Below are 18,575 nucleotides of genomic sequence, written 5' to 3'. Positions count from 1 at the left end.
GACAGCGGCGCCCACGGCCGTCACTTCACCAACGATTTCGTGGCCCGGCACCCGTGGCAGTTGCGCTTGCGGCAACTCACCGTCCACCAGGTGCAGGTCGGTGCGGCACACGCCACAGGCCAGGACTTTGATCAACAGCTGCCCGGCGCCGGGTGTCGGGACCGGGCGCTCCTCAAGTTGCAGCGGCTGGCCGGGGGTGTGCAGAACCATCGCACGCATAACAAATCTCCAGGTGTTCGAGCGGTGATGCCAGGTCGGCCGACGGTTTCAGGCCCAGGACCGTGACGTTGCGGCCGAGTGAATAATAGACGCACGAAAAACGTGCGCCTCCCGCGCCTTCGTGCGGTATCCCTGATCCCGCGTTCCAATTGAGCTTAAGCGTCGGCCTGAAGACTTGATGTACATCAAGCCTCGCGCATTTGAGGCACCCAGAATCGACGAAGGATAATCCACTGGTCGAACCTTGGCGGAGGGGCGTATGAGCGATTTTTTGAGTGCAGAGGAGCTGGACGGGGTGGACGCGTATTGGCGGGCGTCCAATTACCTGGCGGTCGGGCAGATCTACCTCAAGAGCAACCCGTTGTTACAGGCCCCCCTGACCCTGGCGCACATCAAACCGCGCCTGTTGGGGCATTGGGGCACGACGCCGGGGCTGAATCTGCTCTATACGCACCTCAATCGGCTGATCAACCAGTACGACTTGAACATGCTCTTCGTCGCCGGCCCCGGACACGGTGGCCCGGCGGTGGTCGCGCAGACTTACCTGGAAGGCACCTACACCGAGTGTTATCCCTCGGTGGAGCGCAATGCCAATGGGCTGTTGCGGCTGTTTCGGCAGTTTTCCTGGCCCTACGGGATTTCCAGCCACGTCTCGGCCCAGATCCCGGGGTCGATCCATGAAGGCGGCGAACTGGGTTACTGCCTGGCGCACGCCTATGGCGCGGTCTTCGATAACCCGGACCTGATCGTCGCCTGCGTGATCGGCGACGGCGAAGCCGAAACCGGCCCGCTGGCCGCCAGTTGGCATTCCAACAAATTCATCAACCCCGCGCGCGACGGGGCGGTGCTGCCGATCCTGCACCTCAACGGCTACAAGATCGCCAACCCCACGGTACTCTCCAGGATCAGCGAAGATGAGCTGTCAGCCCTGTTGTATGGCTATGGCTACGATCCGTACTTCGTCGAAGGCGATGACCCGGCGCAGGTCCATCAGGAGCTTGCCCGTACCCTTCACACCATGTTGCTGAAAATTCGCGAGATTCAGCAGGCGGCGCGCCAGCCCCGGCGCTCCGAGGCGCCGGAACGCCAGTTGTGGCCGGTGCTGGTATTGCGCACGCCCAAAGGCTGGACCGGGCCCAAGTTTGTCGATGGCTGTCGGGTCGAAGGCACCTGGCGAGCCCATCAAGTGCCGCTGGCCAACTTTCAGTCGCCGGGGCATGTGCAGCAGTTGGAGGAATGGCTGAACAGCTACCGCCCCGACGAACTGTTCGATGCCGACGGCGCCTTGCTCCCGGAAATCGCTGCGCTGGCGCCCACCGGACACCGCCGAATGAGCGCCAACCCCCACGCCAATGGCGGGCTGTTATTGCGCATGCTCGACTTGCCACGCTTTGCCGACTACGCGGTAGCACTGCAGGCCCCCGGTTGCCAGCGCGCCGAGGCGACTCGGGTACTGGGGAGTTTTTTGCGCGACGTGATGAAAAACGCGCGGGGCGCCAGCAACTTCCGCCTGTTCGGCCCGGATGAAACCGCCTCCAATCGCCTGGACGCCGTGTATGAGGTCACCGCCAAGGCGTGGATGGACCCATTGGAGGCCGACGACCTGAACCTGGCCGCGGATGGTCGGGTCATGGAGATCCTCAGCGAGCACGTCTGTGAGGGCTGGCTTGAAGGCTATCTGCTCACCGGCCGCCATGGCCTGCTGTCGTGTTATGAAGCGTTCATCCATATCGTCGATTCGATGGTCAACCAGCATGCCAAATGGTTGAAAACCGCCGCCAGCGTGCCCTGGCGCAAGCCGGTGGCTTCGCTCAACCTGCTGCTGACGTCCCATGTCTGGCGCCAGGACCACAACGGGTTCTCTCATCAAGACCCAGGCTTCATCGACCTGGTGGCGAACAAGAAGTCCGACGTGGCGCGTATCTACCTGCCGCCTGATGCCAACTGCCTGCTGTCGGTGGCGGATCACTGCCTGCGCAGCCGCAATTACATCAATGTCATCGTGGTGGGCAAGCAGCCGGAGTGGCAGTGGCTGAATATCGACGCGGCCGTGCAGCATTGCCTGGCGGGCATCGGCCGCTGGGACTGGGCCTGCCGTGATGATCAGGACCCGGACGTGGTCATGGCCTGTGCCGGCGACGTGCCGACCCTGGAAACCCTGGCCGCCGTGACGTTGCTGCGCGAGTACGTACCGGATCTACGGGTCAGGGTGATCAACGTGGTGGACCTGATGGTGCTGCAGTCGTCATCGCAGCATCCCCATGGGCTAGCGGATGCGGCCTTCGACGGGTTGTTCACCACCGACAAGCCGGTGATCTTTGCCTTCCACGGCTACCCGGCGCTGGTGCATCGGCTGCTGTACAAACGCACCAATCATGACAACTTTCATGTGCGGGGCTTCATCGAGGAGGGCGCCACCACCACTCCGTTCGATATGGCGGTGATCAACAACCTGGATCGCTACAGGTTGGCATTGGACGTCATCGAGCGTGTACCCCGCTTGCACGAACAACGCCACACCGCGCAGGCGCGGTACTGGTCGATGATGGAGAAACACAAGCTGTACCTGATCGAACATGGTGAAGACCTGCCCGAGGTACTGAACTGGCAATGGACACCGGCCACCTAGGGGCTGATGGACGGCGTTACTTGTTCTTCCAGTATTTCTGCATTTCGATAAACAGAAACGACGCCGTCCAGCTGATCAGCACCAGGCCGGTCAGCGCTTGCACGCCGGTCAGGAACTTGAGGTTGCCCATGGGGGAGATGTCACCGAAACCGATGGTGGTGTAGGTCGTGAACGAAAAATACACGCAGTCCATGAACGAACCATCGAAGTTGCCTGACAGGCTGCCCCATTCGCCGTCGCGGATCATCAGGTAGTAGGTCAAGGCGAAGCACCAGACTTCGATCGCGTGAGCCAGCAGGGCGCCGAATACGCCAATCATCATCCTTAAACGGCTCCTGACCTTGAGGCGCGGTAGCAAGTCGTTCAGGCGCAACAGGAATTCGTAATGAATGATCACGGCGATGATGACCACCAGCGTATTAATCAGCGTGACGGCCAGCATGGCGATCCTCAGTGGGTGGTTTAAGGGCGACGCTCAACCTGCGGCGACCGGTACGGGTTTCATTGGCAACAGCGCGGGGAAGTCCTCTGGCGTCAGGCTTTCCTTTTCCATCAATAGACGCGCGCCGGCCTCGAGGTCGGCGCGATGCGCCTGGAGTAGGGTTTTGGCGCGTGCGTAGGCCTCGTCGAGCAGGGCGCGTATACATAGGTCGACTTCTCTGGCCGTCTGTTCCGAATAATCTTTCTGCCCCGTGCTCTGCATCTGCTCACCCAGGTAGGTCATGCTTTGTCGCTCCAGCACCGACTGCCCCAGCTCGGCGCTCATGCCGAAGCGGGTAATCAACTGCCGGGCGATATCGGTTGCGCGGGCCAGGTCATCGGCGGCGCCGGTGGAGGTCTGGCCATAGATCAGAAACTCGGCGGCGCGGCCGGCCATCAGCACGACGATTCGGTCCTTGAGCATCTGGCAACTGATCAGGAAGTGGTCTTCCGTTGGGCGCTGCAAAGTGTAACCCAAGGAGCCAATGGCACGCGGCACGATTGACACCTTGTGTACCGGGTCCATCGCTGGCAGGCGACTCGCCGCCAGCGCGTGGCCCATCTCGTGGTACGCCACCACCTGGCGTTCTTCGGGGCGCAGCACGCTGCTCTTGCGTTCGATGCCCGCGATCAGGCGTTCCACGGCCGCGGTAAAATCGTCCAGGCCGACTGTATCGGCGCCACGGCGAGTGGCGACAATCGCCGCTTCGTTGACCAGGTTCGCCAGGTCGGCGCCGGTGAAACCGGTGGTGATGTCGGCAATGCGCTCGCTGTCGAGGGCCGGGTCCACGGTGATTTTTTGCAGGTGAACCTTGAGGATCGCCTGCCGCCCCTTACGGTCAGGGCGATCGATCAACACCTGGCGGTCGATCCGCCCTGCGCGCAGCAGCGCCGGGTCGAGCACTTCCGGGCGATTGGTCGCGGCCAGCAGCACCACGCCCTCGCGGGGGTCGAAGCCGTCCAGTTCGGCCAGGAGCTGGTTGAGGGTCTGTTCCTTTTCGTCATTGCCCCCCATTACGCCGACGCCACGCATTTTGCCCAGGGCATCCAGTTCATCGATAAAAATGATGCACGGCGCGGCCGCGCGCGCCTGTTCGAACAGGTCGTGGACCCGTGCGGCGCCAACGCCGACGAACATCTCGACGAATTCCGAGCCCGAGATCGAGAAAAACGGCACCCCGGCTTCGCCCGCGATGGCTTTGGCCACCAGGGTCTTGCCGGTGCCCGGCGGCCCCACCAGCAGCGTGCCTTTGGGAATATGCGCGCCCAAGCGCGAGTACTTGGCCTTGTCCTTGAGGAACGAGACGATCTCCACCAGTTCGGCCTTGGCGTCATCGATGCCCGCGACATCCGCAAAAGTGATCCCCGTGTCCCGTTGAACAAACACCCGGGCCCGGGACTTGCCGATGTTCATCAGCCCACCGAGTCCCTGTTTTTGCGCGACGCCGCGAAACACAAAGTGCCAGACCACCATGATCAGGACAAAGGGCAGCAGCCAACCCAGCAGGCCGCTCAAAAAGGTATTGTCATTGACCCCGGTGAAGCTGGCGCCCGACTGGGCCAGGTTCGTGGCCAACGCCGGATCGATTCGCACTGTTGTGAACAGGTTGTGGCCGTCGATCGGCACTTGCAGCTTGCCGCTGATCTGGTCTTTCTCGACCTGCAAGTCGCTGACCTTCTGCTCGTTCAACAGTTGCAGAAACTGACTGTACGGGATGCTTTGCACCGCGCGGTGCTCCGCCCACAGAAACTGTACGACGGTGAACACGACAAACGCGGTCAGAAAGTAAGACAGGTTCCACTGATGGTTCTTTTTCATAACATTGACTCAAAAAGAAGGCCCGCAACGCATATGCCGCCGTTGAATGCCCCGGTTGACTGCCTGGGACATTCATCATTTCAGGCGAGCAACAGGTGATCCTCCACCCGCATGACACCCGGCACCGACCAGGCTGCCCGTTCCACGATTTTGCGCTCACTCCATAGGTGAACCTTGCCGTCGAGCCTGACAACGTCACCGTCGACCCTGACGTGAATATCCTTGGCGTCCACTTCAGCATTGCGTTTGAGCGCATCTTCGATGTGCTTGCGGATATCGACGATGTCCACCCGGGGGCTCAGGGTCAGCCGATTGTCTACGCCGAGCACGCCGGATAGCTTACGCACCGCTTTCTCTACGGCTTCCTTCTGGTACTGCCAGTCGACTTCGCCTTCAAGGGTGATCCAGCCGTTCTGAACGATGACTTTTACGGCGTTCGCCGGTACGTCGGCGCTCCAGTTGATGATGCTCAGGGCGCGGGAGGCAATGGTGTCGTCCGCCGTGCCGGCGCCTTTGTGCAGCCTGACCTGAATCTCCTCCGCCACGGCACGCACACCTTTGACGCCTTTTACCGCACGCTCGGCGCTGATTTTCTGCACGTAGCTACTGACATGTCCGGTGAGCGTGACAACGCCGTTTTCCACGGCGACACCGATGCTGGCTGCATCGATCTGCGGTTGGAATTCAAGCTCTTCCATGATGGCTTTGCGCAAACTCAAGTCGCTCATGTTGGTGTCCTCAGTCGAATGCGTGGCTTAGGGAGGGCCTTACATGGCCGTTCACTGGTTTCTACGCCCGAACCGCGAAAAATTATTGAGCTATATCAACAAGGCCTGAGTGATTCGCTCATTGAGTGAAAGCCGGCCATTAGTTGACAAAGATCAGATCGCACGTTTCGTGGCGTCAGATACTCGACCGATGCTTTTCAGTCACAAAGCAGGGGGCCACTCTGCTCGCAAGGAAGTCGGGTGCAGTCAGGCAGTTACGCGTGCTCAGGCCGAGGTATCTAATGCTGCCACTCAAACGTGTTTTATTGATTGCACCCTCCGAGATGACGCGCACCCCGGCCTTTGACCGGGCCCAGGCACTGGCCAGGGCTACCGGTGCGTTGTTGCACATTGTTGCGTTTGACTACGTCACGTCGCTGGCGATGGCGGGGTTGTTTGACCATGACGCGATGGCCCAGGCCCGGGAGGGCTACCTGCAGGTCCATCGCCACTGGCTGGAGCAGCAAGTGCGCTTTCAACGGCGCGCGGGGCTGCAGGTCAGCTGTGAAGTGGTGTGGGCCAAACCCAGCCTGGCGCAGGTGCTGGCGTATGTGAACGAGTTTCATGCCGACCTGGTGATCAAGGACGTCGAGCATGTGTCGGCGCTTGACCGGACTTTCCATCAACCCTTGGATTGGCTGTTGTTGCGCGATTGTCCGGCCTGCCTGCACCTGGTCACCGACGCCAGGCATCCCAAACCGTTGAAAGTCCTCGCGGCCATCGACTTGTCGCATCTTGAAGAACTGACATACGGGCTGAACGAGCGCGTCCTCGAACTGGCGTCGACATTGGCACTCGCTTGCGATGCGCAACTGCACCTGCTCAATGTCAGCAACTGGTCGGTGGTGGGCGATACCACCACGAGCGTGCCAACCCAGAGCCTGGACAGCAGTTTGAGCGAGGCGGTCAACGACGCGCAGGCGGAGGCCTTCGAGGCGCTTGCCGAACGCTATGGCGTCGAGCAGAAATACCAGCATGTGCTGACCGGGATTCCCCACAAAGTGATCAGCCTGTTCGCCCGGCGCAACGCCTTCGACGTGGTGGTGCTTGGCACGGTCTATCGCGACAGGCTTGACCGGCTGATTGGCAGCACCGCCGAGAGCGTGCTGAACCGCGCGTCCTGCAGTTTGATGATCGTCAAGCCATCACCCTGCGTTGACTGAAACCACCGGTCCCATGAAATCTCAAGGAGACACCCATGTGCATGACGTTTCTGGGGGCGGCGGGCACGGTCACCGGTAGCAAGTACTTGCTGGAGCATCGACACCTGCACCTACTGTTTGGATGTTCGGTGCAAAAAAATACCGAGCCTGAACGACCGCTTTATACCCAAGGATAGGTACTTTCCGACCTGCTGAAAGTTATCGCAACGAGATACGCTTTGGCCGATTGAGACTTTTTAAAAAACACTGGAGCTTTTTTATGAACACCGATGAAAAGCTTAGGCAGCAAGTGATTGAAGAACTGAGTTGGGACTCGGCACTGAAAGCCGATCAGGTTTTAGTGCAAGTGTCCGATGGCATCGTCACGCTCTCCGGCAACGTCGTCAGTCATGCCGAACGGTGGCACGCGGAGCAGGCTGTCGCTCATGTTGCCGGTGTCGTGGATCTGATCAACCAGATTGATGTCGTGCTGCCCTCCAGCCATGTGCGCACGGACAGTGATCTCGTCGCGGCAGCCGTTGCAGCATTGCAATGGAACACCTCGCTGGCAGACCACCGCGTCAAAGTCAGCGTGGCGGATGGCTGGCTGGTGCTCGGCGGAGAAGTGGATTCTGAGCATCAGCGCCAGACGGCCGGTTATGCAGTGCGCTATCTGCAGGGGATCAAGGGGATCAGTAACGATATCGTGGTCAAGACGCAGGCCTCTGCACAAACCATCAAGACAGATATCGAGTCAGCGTTTCGACGCAAGGCCATCATCGACGCCCATGGTATTGATGTGCGCGTGGAGGGCGGGGACGTCACGCTATCGGGGATTGTCGGATCGCTCCCGGAACGGGAGATGGCGCGTTTGACTGCATCGAGCACTGCGGGTGTGCTGAAAGTTGTCGATAATCTGCTGGTAGCGCCTATCCGACCTGATACGCCTGGCTCGATATAACCGCGCGGGATTGCCCACAGTGTTGATGTTGATCATGGGATGAGTCCGTTGCGCTTACCATCGGCAGCCGCAACCGGAGTTTTTTCGCCGGCTGCCAGGGCGATGCGGGCGAGTTCGGGAATTGATTTGGCTTCAGTCCGGCTCATGATCGACGCTCTGTGCTTTTCCACTGTCCTTTGACTAATCCCTAAATCAGCCGCAATGTTTTTGCTCGGATGGCCGTCCAGAACCATCGCCATAATCTGGCGCTGGCGGGCGGTGAGGTGGCTGATATGGTCAATCGCAGCCTTGCGAAGGACCTGGGTACTCTCGGTGGCGACTTGACTGGCCAACGCTTTTTTCACGCTGGTTAACAGCTGCTGATAACGAAACGGCTTTTCAATGAAGTCGCACACCCCCGCCCTCATCGCATCGACGACGTCTGCTACGCGGCTGTTGCAACTGATCATGAGAATGGGCAGCTCGTCACCCTGTGCTTTAAGACGGGCAACCACCTCGAGCCCGTTGATGCCCGAGGGGCGTGCCTCAATGATCAGGCAGCCCCTTTTGTCACCGGCATAACTGCCGAGAAACTGCTCAGCAGTGCAATAGTCACGCACCAGGTAACCTACTGACTCTAATACGCTGCGCAGGTTGTTGCGCAGCACCGCATCCTCGTCCACCACGTACATGACGGGTGGGTGCGAAGAGGGCATGGCGTGTGTGGTGGGTACTGCAGCTTGTGTACTTAATGCGGCGCCGAGGGTGGCGCGCAACACGTTCAAGCTCACAGGTTTGCGCAGGAGCACGCAATCGGCGGTCAGGGCTGATTGGGTAACCTGCTTTTTCGTATCGGCGGTCAGTATGATCGCGGGTGTGATTCGATTGAATTGACCGCGGATTTTTTGCACCAGTTGGACACCGTCCATGGACCGGTCAAGCGTGTGCTCCGTCAAAATCAGGTCCGGCTGAATGCCTGAACGCGCGATCCATTCCAACGCGGCGACGCCATCGCTGACCGCTACCGTATGATAGCCCTGCGAACCTAGTCCGCTACTCAGCATGTCGCATAGCAGGGCGTCCGGTTCCACGATCAACAGCAGGCAAATGCGCGCCGTGCTCAACGCTTGAGCGCTCAGTTGTTTGTACGCGCAGGGTTGAGCGATTGACGGGGGGGAGGGCTGGTCGAGTCCGAATCGACTCAACAACTTCTCCACAGTGGCATCCAATTGTTCGAGCACTCTGCGCGCTGGTGTCGTGGGGTCGAATTCACACGCCTCAAGCTGGCCCACAACGAGTGAAACCAATTGCGCTGTCTGGCGAAGTTTCTGATCAATGCCGTACAACCGTTCAGCGGAGGACGGGCAGTAGACGGATGCAGGGCCTGATGCCTGATGTGGCAACACATCTTCCGACAAGGATTGATTGACTTGCATGATTACCCCTCCTGACAAGACGCGGTGTCGTATTGCCTGTTGCGCAATCCTATGCAGGTTTTAAGGCGCGTTAATTGATCTATGTAAGTATTTACCGAGCCTCTACGAATCTAAATTCCTCAGTTTATTGCGAACAAACAGACCGTTCACGCTAAGCGCCTATATAAGGCGACCTTTGGATTTTAATTGTCGCTTTTCGCACCATCGAAGTGCGCCCGTAGCACCATTAAAGTGCCGGTCTGCACTGAATGACGATGGCATCAGTAGTTTCCGACGCTAGCCACCCACATGCATTCAGGCCAACGTAATGCCGGTTCATGGAGACGGCGACTGAACGTGGCCGGTTAGACGTTGGATAACTCAATCTCATTGGAAGGCAACCGTTATGGCTTATACGACTATCAATCCATACAACGGCGAGTTGCTCGCTCAATTCGATACCCTGACGGCTGCGAAACTGGAGCACAAACTGGCGGCCGCAGCGCAGTGCTACGCATCGTGGAAAAATACAACGTATGCCCAGCGTGCATCGATCATCGCGAAGGCCGGTGAATTGATGCATCAGCGCTTCGATGCCCTGGCCCGCAAGATCACGCTGGAAATGGGCAAACGAATCAACGAGGCCCGAGGCGAAGTGCAGTTCAGCGCCGATATCATGGCGTACTACGCCAAAAACGCCGAACGCTTCCTGGCCCCGCAAACGCTTGACCCGACCCAAGGTGAGGCGCATATGGAGAGCAGTCCCATCGGCGTGATCTTCGGTGTCGAACCGTGGAACTTTCCTTTCTATCAGTTGGCTCGCGTGGCCGGCCCGCATTTGATGGCAGGCAACGTGCTGGTGATCAAACATGCCGGTTGCGTGCCTCAATGTGCGATGGCCTTTGAGCAAATCCTGCTCGAAGCCGGCGCTCCTCCCGGGCTCTATACCAACCTGTCGATCTCCCATGAACAGTCCAAACAGGTGGTCGATGACCCCCGTGTTCGTGGCGTTGCGCTCACCGGAAGTGTCGCCGCCGGTCGCAGCCTGGCGTCTTGGGCCGGGCAGAACTTGAAGCCATCCTCCATGGAACTGGGGGGCAGCGATGCCTTCATTGTGCTGGAAGACGCGGATCTGGATCTGGCCGTCAAATGGGCGATATGGGGGCGGATGTATAACTGCGGGCAGACCTGTTGCGCGGCAAAACGCTTCATTGTCGTGGATAAGGTGGCCGATGCGTTCCTCAAGGGTTTTCAGGCCGGGCTCGCGGCGCTGAAACCCGGCGATCCCATGGAAGAAGCGACGACCCTGGGCCCGCTGTCTTCGGAAGCGGCATTAGTGCAGTTGCTCGGGCAGGTCCGCACGGCGACCGATCACGGTGCCAGGATTCTGCTGGGGGGCACACGTATCGATCGCCCCGGCGCCTTTATGACGCCGACCATTCTCACCGATATCGCCCCTGAAAACCCGGCGTTCCGGGATGAGTTCTTCGGCCCGGTGGCGCTGTTTTTTCGGGTCAAGGACGAAGACGCTGCGATCGCCTTGGCAAACGATTCTGACTTTGGCCTGGGCGGCTCGGTGTTCACACGCGACCTGGACAGGGGGCGTCGTGTGGCCAGTCGCGTGGAGACCGGGATGATGTTTATCAATAACATCAGCTGGAGCGATGCCGAGTTGCCCTTTGGCGGCATCAAGGACTCAGGCTATGGACGCGAGCTGGGCGACATGGGGATCCAGCAGTTCGTCAATAAAAAACTCGTGCGTTACGTGTCGGCTCAAGCTCCCGTCTGAAGCCTTGTCTTTTTTACATTCCGGGTGCCCGGCGATACGCGGGCGCCTTCAACGGAGCGCGCGATGTACGTCAATGTGGCTGTACTCAAAGAAACCCACCCGCACGAGCGACGTGTGGCCCTCGTGCCTGGCCTCTGCGCGAAGTTAAGTGCTTTAGGGGCAAAACTTCATATGCAGTCGGGGGCGGGTGACGCGAGTTTTTTGCCGGACGCGGCTTATTCGGACGTGTTGTTCGTGTCCAGCGGCGGACAGTGGCTGCATGAGGCCGATGTGCTTCTCGCGGTGCAGGCGCCTTCGCTTGAGGTCGTAGGCAAGATGAAGCCCGGATCGGTACTCCTGTGTTTTGTGTATGCGCAGAAGAATCCGGCCTTGGTGCAACGTTTATTGGAGCGCCAAGTCACGTGTTTTGCGATGGAGCGCCTGCCGCGCATCACGCGGGCCCAGTCGATGGATGCACTTTCCAGTCAATCGGCGTTGTCTGGGTACTATGCGGTCCAACTGGGCTCGGTGCAGATGTCTCGCATCCTGCCAAAAGTCACCACGGCGGCGGGTATCGTGGGGCCGGCGCGGGTGTTGGTCCTGGGATTGGGCGTGGCGGGGCTGGAGGCCATCGCGACCGCGCACCGCCTGGGCGCCGTGGTAGAGGGGTACGACGTTCGCCCGGAAACCGCGGAGCAGGCCAGATCCCTGGGCGCCAACTTTGTCGATGTGGGGGTCGATGCGCGAGGCAAAGGCGGTTATGCACGGGAGCTGAGTGACGCAGAGAAAACGCAAGTCGCTCAAGTACTGACTGAGCATATCCAACAAGCGGACCTGGTCATTACCACGGCGGCAGTGCCGGGGCGGCCCTCGCCGCGCCTGGTCAGTGCCGCACAGCTTGCCGGGATGAAGCCTGGCGCGGTGATCGTCGATCTTGGCGCCGAAGGCGGCGGCAATTGCGAAGGCTGCGTGCCCGGACAGACCGTCACGATCGGTCAGGTAACCCTGATGGCGCCGTTGAATCTGCCCTCATCCTTGAGCCAGGACGCCAGCCTGCTGTATGCGAAAAATCAATTCAACCTGTTGGCGCTGATGTTGAAGAACAACGTCATCAGCATCGACTGGGACGATCAGATTCTGGCGCAAACGGTACTCACCCACGCTGGCAAACTCATGCATTCGCTGAACCCAACGGATGCCGCAACCCAGGAGAAGGCCTCATGAACAGTGTTGGCTTCGTCGGGCTTTATATTTTCATGCTCGCCGCGTTTGCCGGCTGGGTCATCATCGGCCGGGTCCCGGCCATTTTGCACACGCCGTTAATGTCGGGCTCGAATTTCATCCATGGCATTGTGGTGATCGGCGGGCTTATCGGTCTGCTCGATGCCGCAAGCGTGCCGGAACAAGCGGCCGGTTTTGTCGCGGTGTTGCTGGGGGCGGGGAATGCCGCAGGCGGGTATGCCGTTACTGGCCGGATGCTGGCGATGTTCCAGACCAGCGCGCCGGAGCCCAAGCGGCGTAAAGCTCATCACTCTGCCACCCGGAAACCTGAAAAGGCTTGAGGTTTGATCATGTTGATTATGACGTCGCAGTGGCTGATCGGGCTGGTGTATTTCTTCGCGGCTTTTCTACTGATTTTCGGGTTGTGGCGCATGTCTTCGCCCGTCACGGCGGCCGGTGGCATTCATGTCGCCGGTTGGGGCATGGCGGCCGCCGTCATCGTGAGTTTTCTCTACGCATTCTCCGTGAGTGAGGCGGCCCGTCCACATTTGCCTGTCAACGTCAGCCTCGCGCTCGGCGCGCTGCTGTTGGGCGGTGGTGCAGCGTGGTGGAGCGGGCGCAAAGCGGCAATGACCGCCATGCCGCAGATGGTCGCGATATACAACGGCATGGGCGGGGGCGCCGCCGCCGCGATCGCAGCCATGGAGTTGTTCGGGAATCGAGTGTTCGACCTTTCCGCATTGGCCGGCACGTTGTTTGGCGCGTTGATCGGCGCCATCTCGTTATCGGGTTCCTTGATTGCCTGGGCCAAGTTGGATGGCCGCATCAACAAGCCATTGCGCATGAAAGGCCTGCAACTGATCAACGCCTTGCTGATGCTGGTAACGCTCGGTGTAGGCGCTTGGCTGATGGTCGTCATGCAGGCCGCACACGGTTCGTTAAACGACGTCCTGTGGTTGATCGGTGTGTTCTTCGGCTGTGCGTTGTTGTTTGGGGTGCTGATGACGTTGCCCATCGGCGGTGCCGACATGCCGGTGGTTATCTCCATCTACAACGCCTTCACCGGACTGGCGGTCGGCCTTGAAGGCTTTGTGTTGCAGGTTCCGGCCATGATGATCGCCGGCATGCTGGTTGGCGCCGCTGGCGTACTGCTCACATTGCTGATGGCCAAAGCCATGAATCGCACGGTCGCGCATGTGCTGTTTGCACGTTTTGGCGATCAGCCGGTTCGTAAAGGCGCAGCGATCGTGGGTGAGCTCAAGCCGACGGCGGCGAGTGATGCAGGCGTCGCCATGCGTTACGCCAATAAAGTCATCATCGTGCCCGGCTATGGCCTGGCCGTCGCACAGGGGCAACAAAAGCTCTACGAGTTCGTGAAGTTGTTGCAAGCCCACGGCGTGCTTGTGCGATTCGCGGTACACCCGGTAGCGGGGCGTATGCCGGGACAAATGGACGTGTTACTGGCTGAGGCCGGTGTGCCTTACGACCTGATATTCCAGTTGGATGACATCAATGCCGATTTCGCTGACACCGATGTGGTGTTAGTGATCGGCGCCAACGACGTGGTCAACCCCGCTGCACGCAGCGATAAAGCATCGCCCATCTATGGCATGCCGATCCTGGATGTGGACAAGGCTCATCACGTGTATGTGGTCAAGCGCGGGGAAGGCAAGGGTTATGCCGGTATTCAGAATCAGCTGTTTTACGCAGAAAACTGCAACATGGTGTACGGCGATGCGCAGGCCGTCCTGGTCAAGATGATCGAGGCGGTCAGAGGTTTGGGATAACGCGTTTTCGGGCTTGGCCAGGCATCTTGTAGGGAATGCCCTACATGCGTCTCAAATCAATAGGGCAGTATCCGCATTGGCTGATGGCTCTTTGATATTCTTCAGGCTAGAGTGGTTAAAAGATTCTAACGAATCTTAGTTTCTGCGGCCTCGACCGAGGCTGCGGGACACTTCATAAATGTGGAGTGCGCCATGAAAGTGCTAATCGCCGATGACTCATCCATGTCCCGCAAGCTGGTCTTGCGATCCCTGCCAGAATCACTGACCGAAGATATTCGCCAGGCCTGTAATGGTGCCGAGGTGATGGAGGCGTATCACGCCGGTTTGGTGGAGCTGCTGTTTCTCGACCTGACCATGCCGGTCATGGACGGTTTCCAGACGCTAGAAGCCCTCAAGCGTGAAGACGCCAACGTGGTGGTCGTGGTAATCAGCGCAGACATCCAGCCGCTGGCCAGGCAGCGAGTATTCGAACTGGGCGCTGCTGCATTCGTCGCCAAGCCCGTTACGGCTGAAGCTGTACTCGATGCATTGCACCTCATAGGAGTGCTGTGATGGAAACCTTGGCCGCGCTCACCGAAGACCAACGTGATGCCCTGCAGGAACTGATGAATATTGCCATGGGGCAGGCCGCCGAGCGACTGGCCCTGCTGACCAACACCATGGTTACGCTTTCGGTTCCTTTCATTCACCCGCTGATTCGGGAACAGAACAAACTGTCGATTCCGGAGCATCTTCGCCGACGCTTCATGATTGTCACCCGCCAGTCTTTTCTGGGTGAGCTACGCGGCGAGGTGTTCGTGTGCTTCGGCTCAATGGGGGCCGATAAGCTGGCCGAGCTGCTGGGCTATAACGACGACGGCCCAGAGCAGCAGGAAGAGCTCATGTTAGATGTCACCAACATCCTGTCCGGCGCCTGCATCAGTGGCCTGGCCAGGCAGGTGGCGATACAAGTGAGCTATGACGCGCCGTCGATTCTGGTCCACAGAGAAGAGCCCACGAACGCACTGGATGAATTGAACCTGAACGAACACCTTGCGATGGTGTTAGAAATCCGTTTCGAGGTTCAGGCTCATCAATTCTCGTGCGACCTGCTGATCTGCATCACCGAACGTACAGCCGGCGTTGTCATTCGGGCGATCGATCGTTTGCTTTACGAGCTTTGAAAAGGGCGTCTTCATGACAGACAACAAGGCAATTTCCCGGGAAACCCTGGAGTCGATGCTCAAGGCGATCAATATGGGCGTGCTGCTGGTCGATCAGGACTGCAAGGTGCTGTTCTCCAACCACTTTATGTCTATCAATAGCGGCCGAAGTTCCCAGGAGCTGGTGGGGCGCACGCTGTTCGAAGCATTTCCGGAGCTGCCTGAGCGCTGGACCCGGCAGAAGATCAACAGTGTCTTCACGCTGCAAAACTTTGCTTTTACCTCCTGGCAGCAACGGCCGCACCTATTCAATTTCGAAAGCACCCGGCCCATCAGCGGTATGGTCCGGCACATGTATCAGAACTGCACCTTCTTCCCCGTGCAGGACGCCGACGGCGGCAGTCTGGGTGTAGGCCTGGCCATCAGTGATACGACCGATACCGCCGCCCGCCAACTCGAACTGACGCACCTTAACGAGTTGCTAGAAGAGGAAAAGAGCGCCCAGGCGCTGCTTATCGCACGGCTCGAAGACGCCCAGGCGCAGTTGCTGCAGTCCGAGAAGATGGCGGCGATAGGGCAACTGGCTGCGGGGGTGGCCCACGAGATCAATAACCCGATTGGCTTTGTTTGCTCCAACGTCAACAGCCTGCGCCGTTACCTCGTGGATATTTTCGCACTGCTCGATGCCTATGAGCAGGCCAGTGACGAAACGCATGCCCATGCTCATCCTGAGCTCGCGGCCATGCGGGACAAGGCGGATTACAATTTCATGCGTCAGGACATCGACGAATTGCTCACCGAATCGGTCGACGGGCTGGACCGCGTCACTCGTATAGTCAAGGACCTGCGTGAGTTCTCCCATGTCGACAGTTACGAATGGCAGTTGGCCGATCTGCACAAGGGGCTGGATAGCACCCTCAACGTTATCTGGAACGAGATCAAGTTCAAGGCTCAGGTCATCAAGAACTACGGCGATATCGAACCCATCGAGTGCATGGGATCACAGATCAATCAGGTTTTCCTGAACCTGCTCATCAATGCCAGCCATGCCGTCGGCGCCGACGGCGAAATCATCATCAGCAGTGGCAGGGAAGACGGCGGCGTTTTCGTCGAGATCACCGACAACGGTCATGGCATCCCGCTGGAAATCCAGAACCGGATATTCGAACCGTTCTTCACAACCAAACCGGTGGGCATGGGATCGGGTCTTGGCCTGTCGCTGTCGTACAGCATTATGGTCAAACACCATGGAAGGCTCACCGTCAGAAGTGAGCCGGGCAGGGGTAGTTGCTTTCGCGCGTGGTTGCCATTGCGCCAGCCCCTGGTACAGGCCCAATTGACCTCTGCTGTTGAAGGTAGCTGATCATGGACACCACTTCCTTGAGTGAAAAACGCCACACCGTCATGCTGGTGGACGACGAAGAAAGTATCCTCAACAGCCTGCGTCGCTTGCTGCGCGGCAAGCCTTACGACTTGCTGCTGGCCACCAGTGGGGCGCAGGCGCTGACGCTATTCGAACTGCACCCTATAGACATGATTATCTGCGACGCGCGCATGCCGTTTATGGACGGTCCGACCCTACTGCGGGAGGTGCATAAGCGCGATCCGGCGTGCATGAATATCCTGCTGACCGGTTATGCCGACATGAGTATGATCACTCAGGCAATCAGCGATGGGTATATTTTCCGCTACATCAGCAAGCCCTGGAATGATGAAGAGCTTCAGCGCACCCTCGATGAGGCTCTGGACCTGCAGAATGTGCTGCGTGACCGTGACAACCCGAAGGCGCGCATTAGCGAATAGAACGAAAATTTGCGTGCGATCCCACCACGCAACGTCAGTTGAAGCTCATGGCTTTTGATAAATCGAAGGCGCCACCAGCTTGAGCGCATCGCTGACGCCGTTCAGGCTTTCCGAATGACTGATCATGAAATAGCCGCCCCGTCGCAGAAATGGGAGGAGGCGGCTGACCACTTTTCGCTTGGTCTCCTGATCAAAGTAAATCATCACGTTGCGCAGGAAAATTACGTCGAATTCGCCCAATTTGGGCAGGGTCTCGATCAGGTTGACTTGAACGAAACTGACCCGGTGGCGCAGGGTTTTGTCGATCAGGAAGGTGCCTTCCTGCCGGCCAATACCCTTGAGGCAGTATCGACTGAGCAAGGGTAGCGGCAGTCTGTTCGCGCGTTCCATCGAGTAATGCCCGTTCCGGGCCTTGGCCAGGACCTGGGTGCTGATATCCGATCCGATGACCTCCCAGGGCGTACTGCGCAGGTGTTCGGCAAGGGTCATCGCCAGGCTGTAAGGTTCTTCGCCCGAGGAACTGGCCGCGCTCCACACCCTGAACGTCTTGCCCGGCGATGCGAAGGGCAATACCCGCTCGCGCAGGAACTCGAAGTGCTTGGGTTCACGAAAGAAATACGTTTCGTTGGTGGTCAACAGGTCCAGGGCAAACTGCAGCTCGTCGGGGTTCTCCTTGCCCATTATCATTTTGAAATACGCGCCGTAGCTCTCCAGCTCATGGAACTGCAGGCGCTTGAACAGACGTCCGGCAACCAGGGCCTTTTTCATGGGGGACAAGTGAATGCCCGCCGCGCCATAGAGCCAGGACTGGAACTGGGTGAATTCGCGATCTTCAAGATTGATCTGTTTCAATCCGAACTCCTTGTTCGTGACTCACTGGGCCTAGAGGGTAGGGCTGTCGCCGGCGTCCGCCAGTTGAGATATTTCATCCACGGATAACACCTTGTCGACCTGCAACACGATGACGAACCTACCGGCGACCTTTGCCATGCCGCTGATAAAGTCAGGACGAATGCGTGCGCCAAAGCTGGGGGGCGGCGCGATCTCGTCCGCCGGAATTGCCAGTACCTCTGACACACTGTCCACCAGAAGCCCGATATCCTGGGCCTGGTGGTCTTCACTGCTGGTTTCGAGGATCACTACACAGCTGCGTCGAGTCACCTTCGTGCAGGGCTGTCCGAACCGTGCCTTGAGGTCCAGCACCGGCACCACGGCACCCCGCAGATTGAGCACGCCGCGCACGAAGTCGGGCATCATCGGCACCGGGGTCACGTGTCCGTACTCGATGATTTCCTTGATACCCAGGATATCTATGGCGAACATTTCGCCGCCCAGCAGGAGCGTCAGGTACTGCGCCTCCTGCTTTTGAATCGCAGCCGTTTGTCGGGTATTGGTTAACGCGCCCATGTCGCTCTCCTGCATGAAAAAGCATCCCGTCCGGTT

17 protein-coding genes and 1 pseudogene are annotated in these 18,575 nt (G+C 58.9%); 11 read left to right on the top strand and 7 right to left on the bottom strand.

What is annotated here, in order from left to right; translation table 11 throughout:
* Nucleotides 1-219: alcohol dehydrogenase catalytic domain-containing protein (locus L9Z73_RS02675; protein ID WP_247396084.1), on the bottom strand; the 219-nt coding region annotated here is incomplete at its 3' end.
* 259 nt (nucleotides 220-478) lie between these two features.
* On the opposite strand from L9Z73_RS02675, the gene L9Z73_RS02670 reads away from it, so the two are divergent.
* Nucleotides 479-2,848 (top strand): phosphoketolase family protein, encoded by a 2,370-nt coding sequence (locus L9Z73_RS02670; protein WP_247396081.1) that lies wholly within the window; start codon nucleotides 479-481, stop codon nucleotides 2,846-2,848.
* Between the two features lie 16 nt (nucleotides 2,849-2,864).
* On the opposite strand, the gene L9Z73_RS02665 is transcribed toward L9Z73_RS02670, so the two are convergent.
* The 3 genes from L9Z73_RS02665 to L9Z73_RS02655 form a co-directional block, all read right to left on the bottom strand.
* Nucleotides 2,865-3,290, bottom strand: a complete 426-nt coding sequence (locus tag L9Z73_RS02665; protein WP_247396079.1) for a potassium channel family protein — start codon at nucleotides 3,288-3,290, stop codon at nucleotides 2,865-2,867.
* Between the two features lie 33 nt (nucleotides 3,291-3,323).
* The gene (gene ftsH, locus L9Z73_RS02660; protein ID WP_247396077.1) at nucleotides 3,324-5,147 is read right to left on the bottom strand and encodes an ATP-dependent zinc metalloprotease FtsH; all 1,824 of its coding nucleotides are present in this window, start codon (nucleotides 5,145-5,147) and stop codon (nucleotides 3,324-3,326) included.
* 80 nt (nucleotides 5,148-5,227) lie between these two features.
* Nucleotides 5,228-5,875: a BON domain-containing protein gene (locus L9Z73_RS02655; protein ID WP_247396075.1), complete on the bottom strand. Its 648-nt coding sequence runs from the start codon at nucleotides 5,873-5,875 to the stop codon at nucleotides 5,228-5,230.
* Between the two features lie 281 nt (nucleotides 5,876-6,156).
* Between L9Z73_RS02655 and L9Z73_RS02650 the strand changes: the two genes are divergently transcribed.
* Together L9Z73_RS02650 and L9Z73_RS02645 are read left to right on the top strand one after the other, a co-directional pair.
* Entirely contained in the window at nucleotides 6,157-7,077 is a 921-nt protein-coding gene (locus L9Z73_RS02650) for a universal stress protein (RefSeq protein ID WP_247396073.1), read from the top strand.
* A 259-nt stretch (nucleotides 7,078-7,336) separates the two neighbouring features.
* The gene (locus L9Z73_RS02645) at nucleotides 7,337-8,017 is read left to right on the top strand and encodes a BON domain-containing protein (protein ID WP_247396071.1); all 681 of its coding nucleotides are present in this window, start codon (nucleotides 7,337-7,339) and stop codon (nucleotides 8,015-8,017) included.
* A gap of 32 nt (nucleotides 8,018-8,049) precedes the next feature.
* Here L9Z73_RS02645 and L9Z73_RS02640 read toward each other — a convergent pair whose 3' ends face one another.
* Entirely contained in the window at nucleotides 8,050-9,432 is a 1,383-nt protein-coding gene (locus L9Z73_RS02640; protein ID WP_247396069.1) for a response regulator, read from the bottom strand.
* A gap of 385 nt (nucleotides 9,433-9,817) precedes the next feature.
* Between L9Z73_RS02640 and L9Z73_RS02635 the strand changes: the two genes are divergently transcribed.
* From L9Z73_RS02635 to L9Z73_RS02600, 8 genes and pseudogenes are all read left to right on the top strand, one after another.
* Complete coding sequence (locus L9Z73_RS02635) at nucleotides 9,818-11,200, top strand: NAD-dependent succinate-semialdehyde dehydrogenase (RefSeq protein WP_247396068.1); 1,383 nt, start codon at nucleotides 9,818-9,820, stop codon at nucleotides 11,198-11,200.
* A gap of 63 nt (nucleotides 11,201-11,263) precedes the next feature.
* On the top strand, nucleotides 11,264-12,403 hold the full coding sequence (locus L9Z73_RS02630) for an NAD(P) transhydrogenase subunit alpha (protein ID WP_247396065.1): 1,140 nt from the start codon (nucleotides 11,264-11,266) through the stop codon (nucleotides 12,401-12,403).
* Nucleotides 12,400-12,741 (top strand): NAD(P) transhydrogenase subunit alpha, encoded by a 342-nt coding sequence (locus L9Z73_RS02625; RefSeq protein WP_247396064.1) that lies wholly within the window; start codon nucleotides 12,400-12,402, stop codon nucleotides 12,739-12,741. The genes L9Z73_RS02630 and L9Z73_RS02625 overlap by 4 nt, the downstream gene beginning before the upstream one ends.
* Nucleotides 12,742-12,750: 9 nt before the next feature.
* Nucleotides 12,751-14,187, top strand: coding sequence for an NAD(P)(+) transhydrogenase (Re/Si-specific) subunit beta (locus tag L9Z73_RS02620; RefSeq protein ID WP_247396061.1), 1,437 nt, complete (start codon nucleotides 12,751-12,753; stop codon nucleotides 14,185-14,187).
* A 192-nt stretch (nucleotides 14,188-14,379) separates the two neighbouring features.
* Nucleotides 14,380-14,739, top strand: a complete 360-nt coding sequence (locus L9Z73_RS02615; RefSeq protein ID WP_247396059.1) for a response regulator — start codon at nucleotides 14,380-14,382, stop codon at nucleotides 14,737-14,739.
* A complete protein-coding gene (locus tag L9Z73_RS02610; protein ID WP_247396056.1) occupies nucleotides 14,739-15,350 on the top strand; it encodes a chemotaxis protein CheC in 612 nt (203 codons plus the stop codon). The genes L9Z73_RS02615 and L9Z73_RS02610 overlap by 1 nt, the downstream gene beginning before the upstream one ends.
* A 55-nt stretch (nucleotides 15,351-15,405) precedes the next feature.
* Complete coding sequence (locus L9Z73_RS02605) at nucleotides 15,406-16,692, top strand: ATP-binding protein (protein WP_247396055.1); 1,287 nt, start codon at nucleotides 15,406-15,408, stop codon at nucleotides 16,690-16,692.
* Between the two features lie 2 nt (nucleotides 16,693-16,694).
* Nucleotides 16,695-17,102: pseudogene (locus tag L9Z73_RS02600) on the top strand (response regulator); the annotation flags it as partial.
* A 75-nt stretch (nucleotides 17,103-17,177) separates the two neighbouring features.
* On the opposite strand, the gene L9Z73_RS02595 reads toward L9Z73_RS02600, so the two are convergent.
* Both L9Z73_RS02595 and L9Z73_RS02590 read right to left on the bottom strand, forming a co-directional pair.
* A complete protein-coding gene (locus L9Z73_RS02595; RefSeq protein ID WP_247396054.1) occupies nucleotides 17,178-17,984 on the bottom strand; it encodes a CheR family methyltransferase in 807 nt (268 codons plus the stop codon).
* 30 nt (nucleotides 17,985-18,014) lie between these two features.
* Complete coding sequence (locus L9Z73_RS02590; RefSeq protein WP_247396053.1) at nucleotides 18,015-18,539, bottom strand: chemotaxis protein CheW; 525 nt, start codon at nucleotides 18,537-18,539, stop codon at nucleotides 18,015-18,017.
* Between the last annotated feature and the right edge of the window lie 36 nt (nucleotides 18,540-18,575).

The sequence above is a fragment of the Pseudomonas emilianonis genome, assembly GCF_023072625.1.
GTDB lineage: Bacteria > Pseudomonadota > Gammaproteobacteria > Pseudomonadales > Pseudomonadaceae > Aquipseudomonas > Aquipseudomonas paraveronii.
The sequence above is the reverse complement of the archived record's forward strand: the minus strand, read 5'-3'. Positions and strand labels throughout refer to the sequence as shown.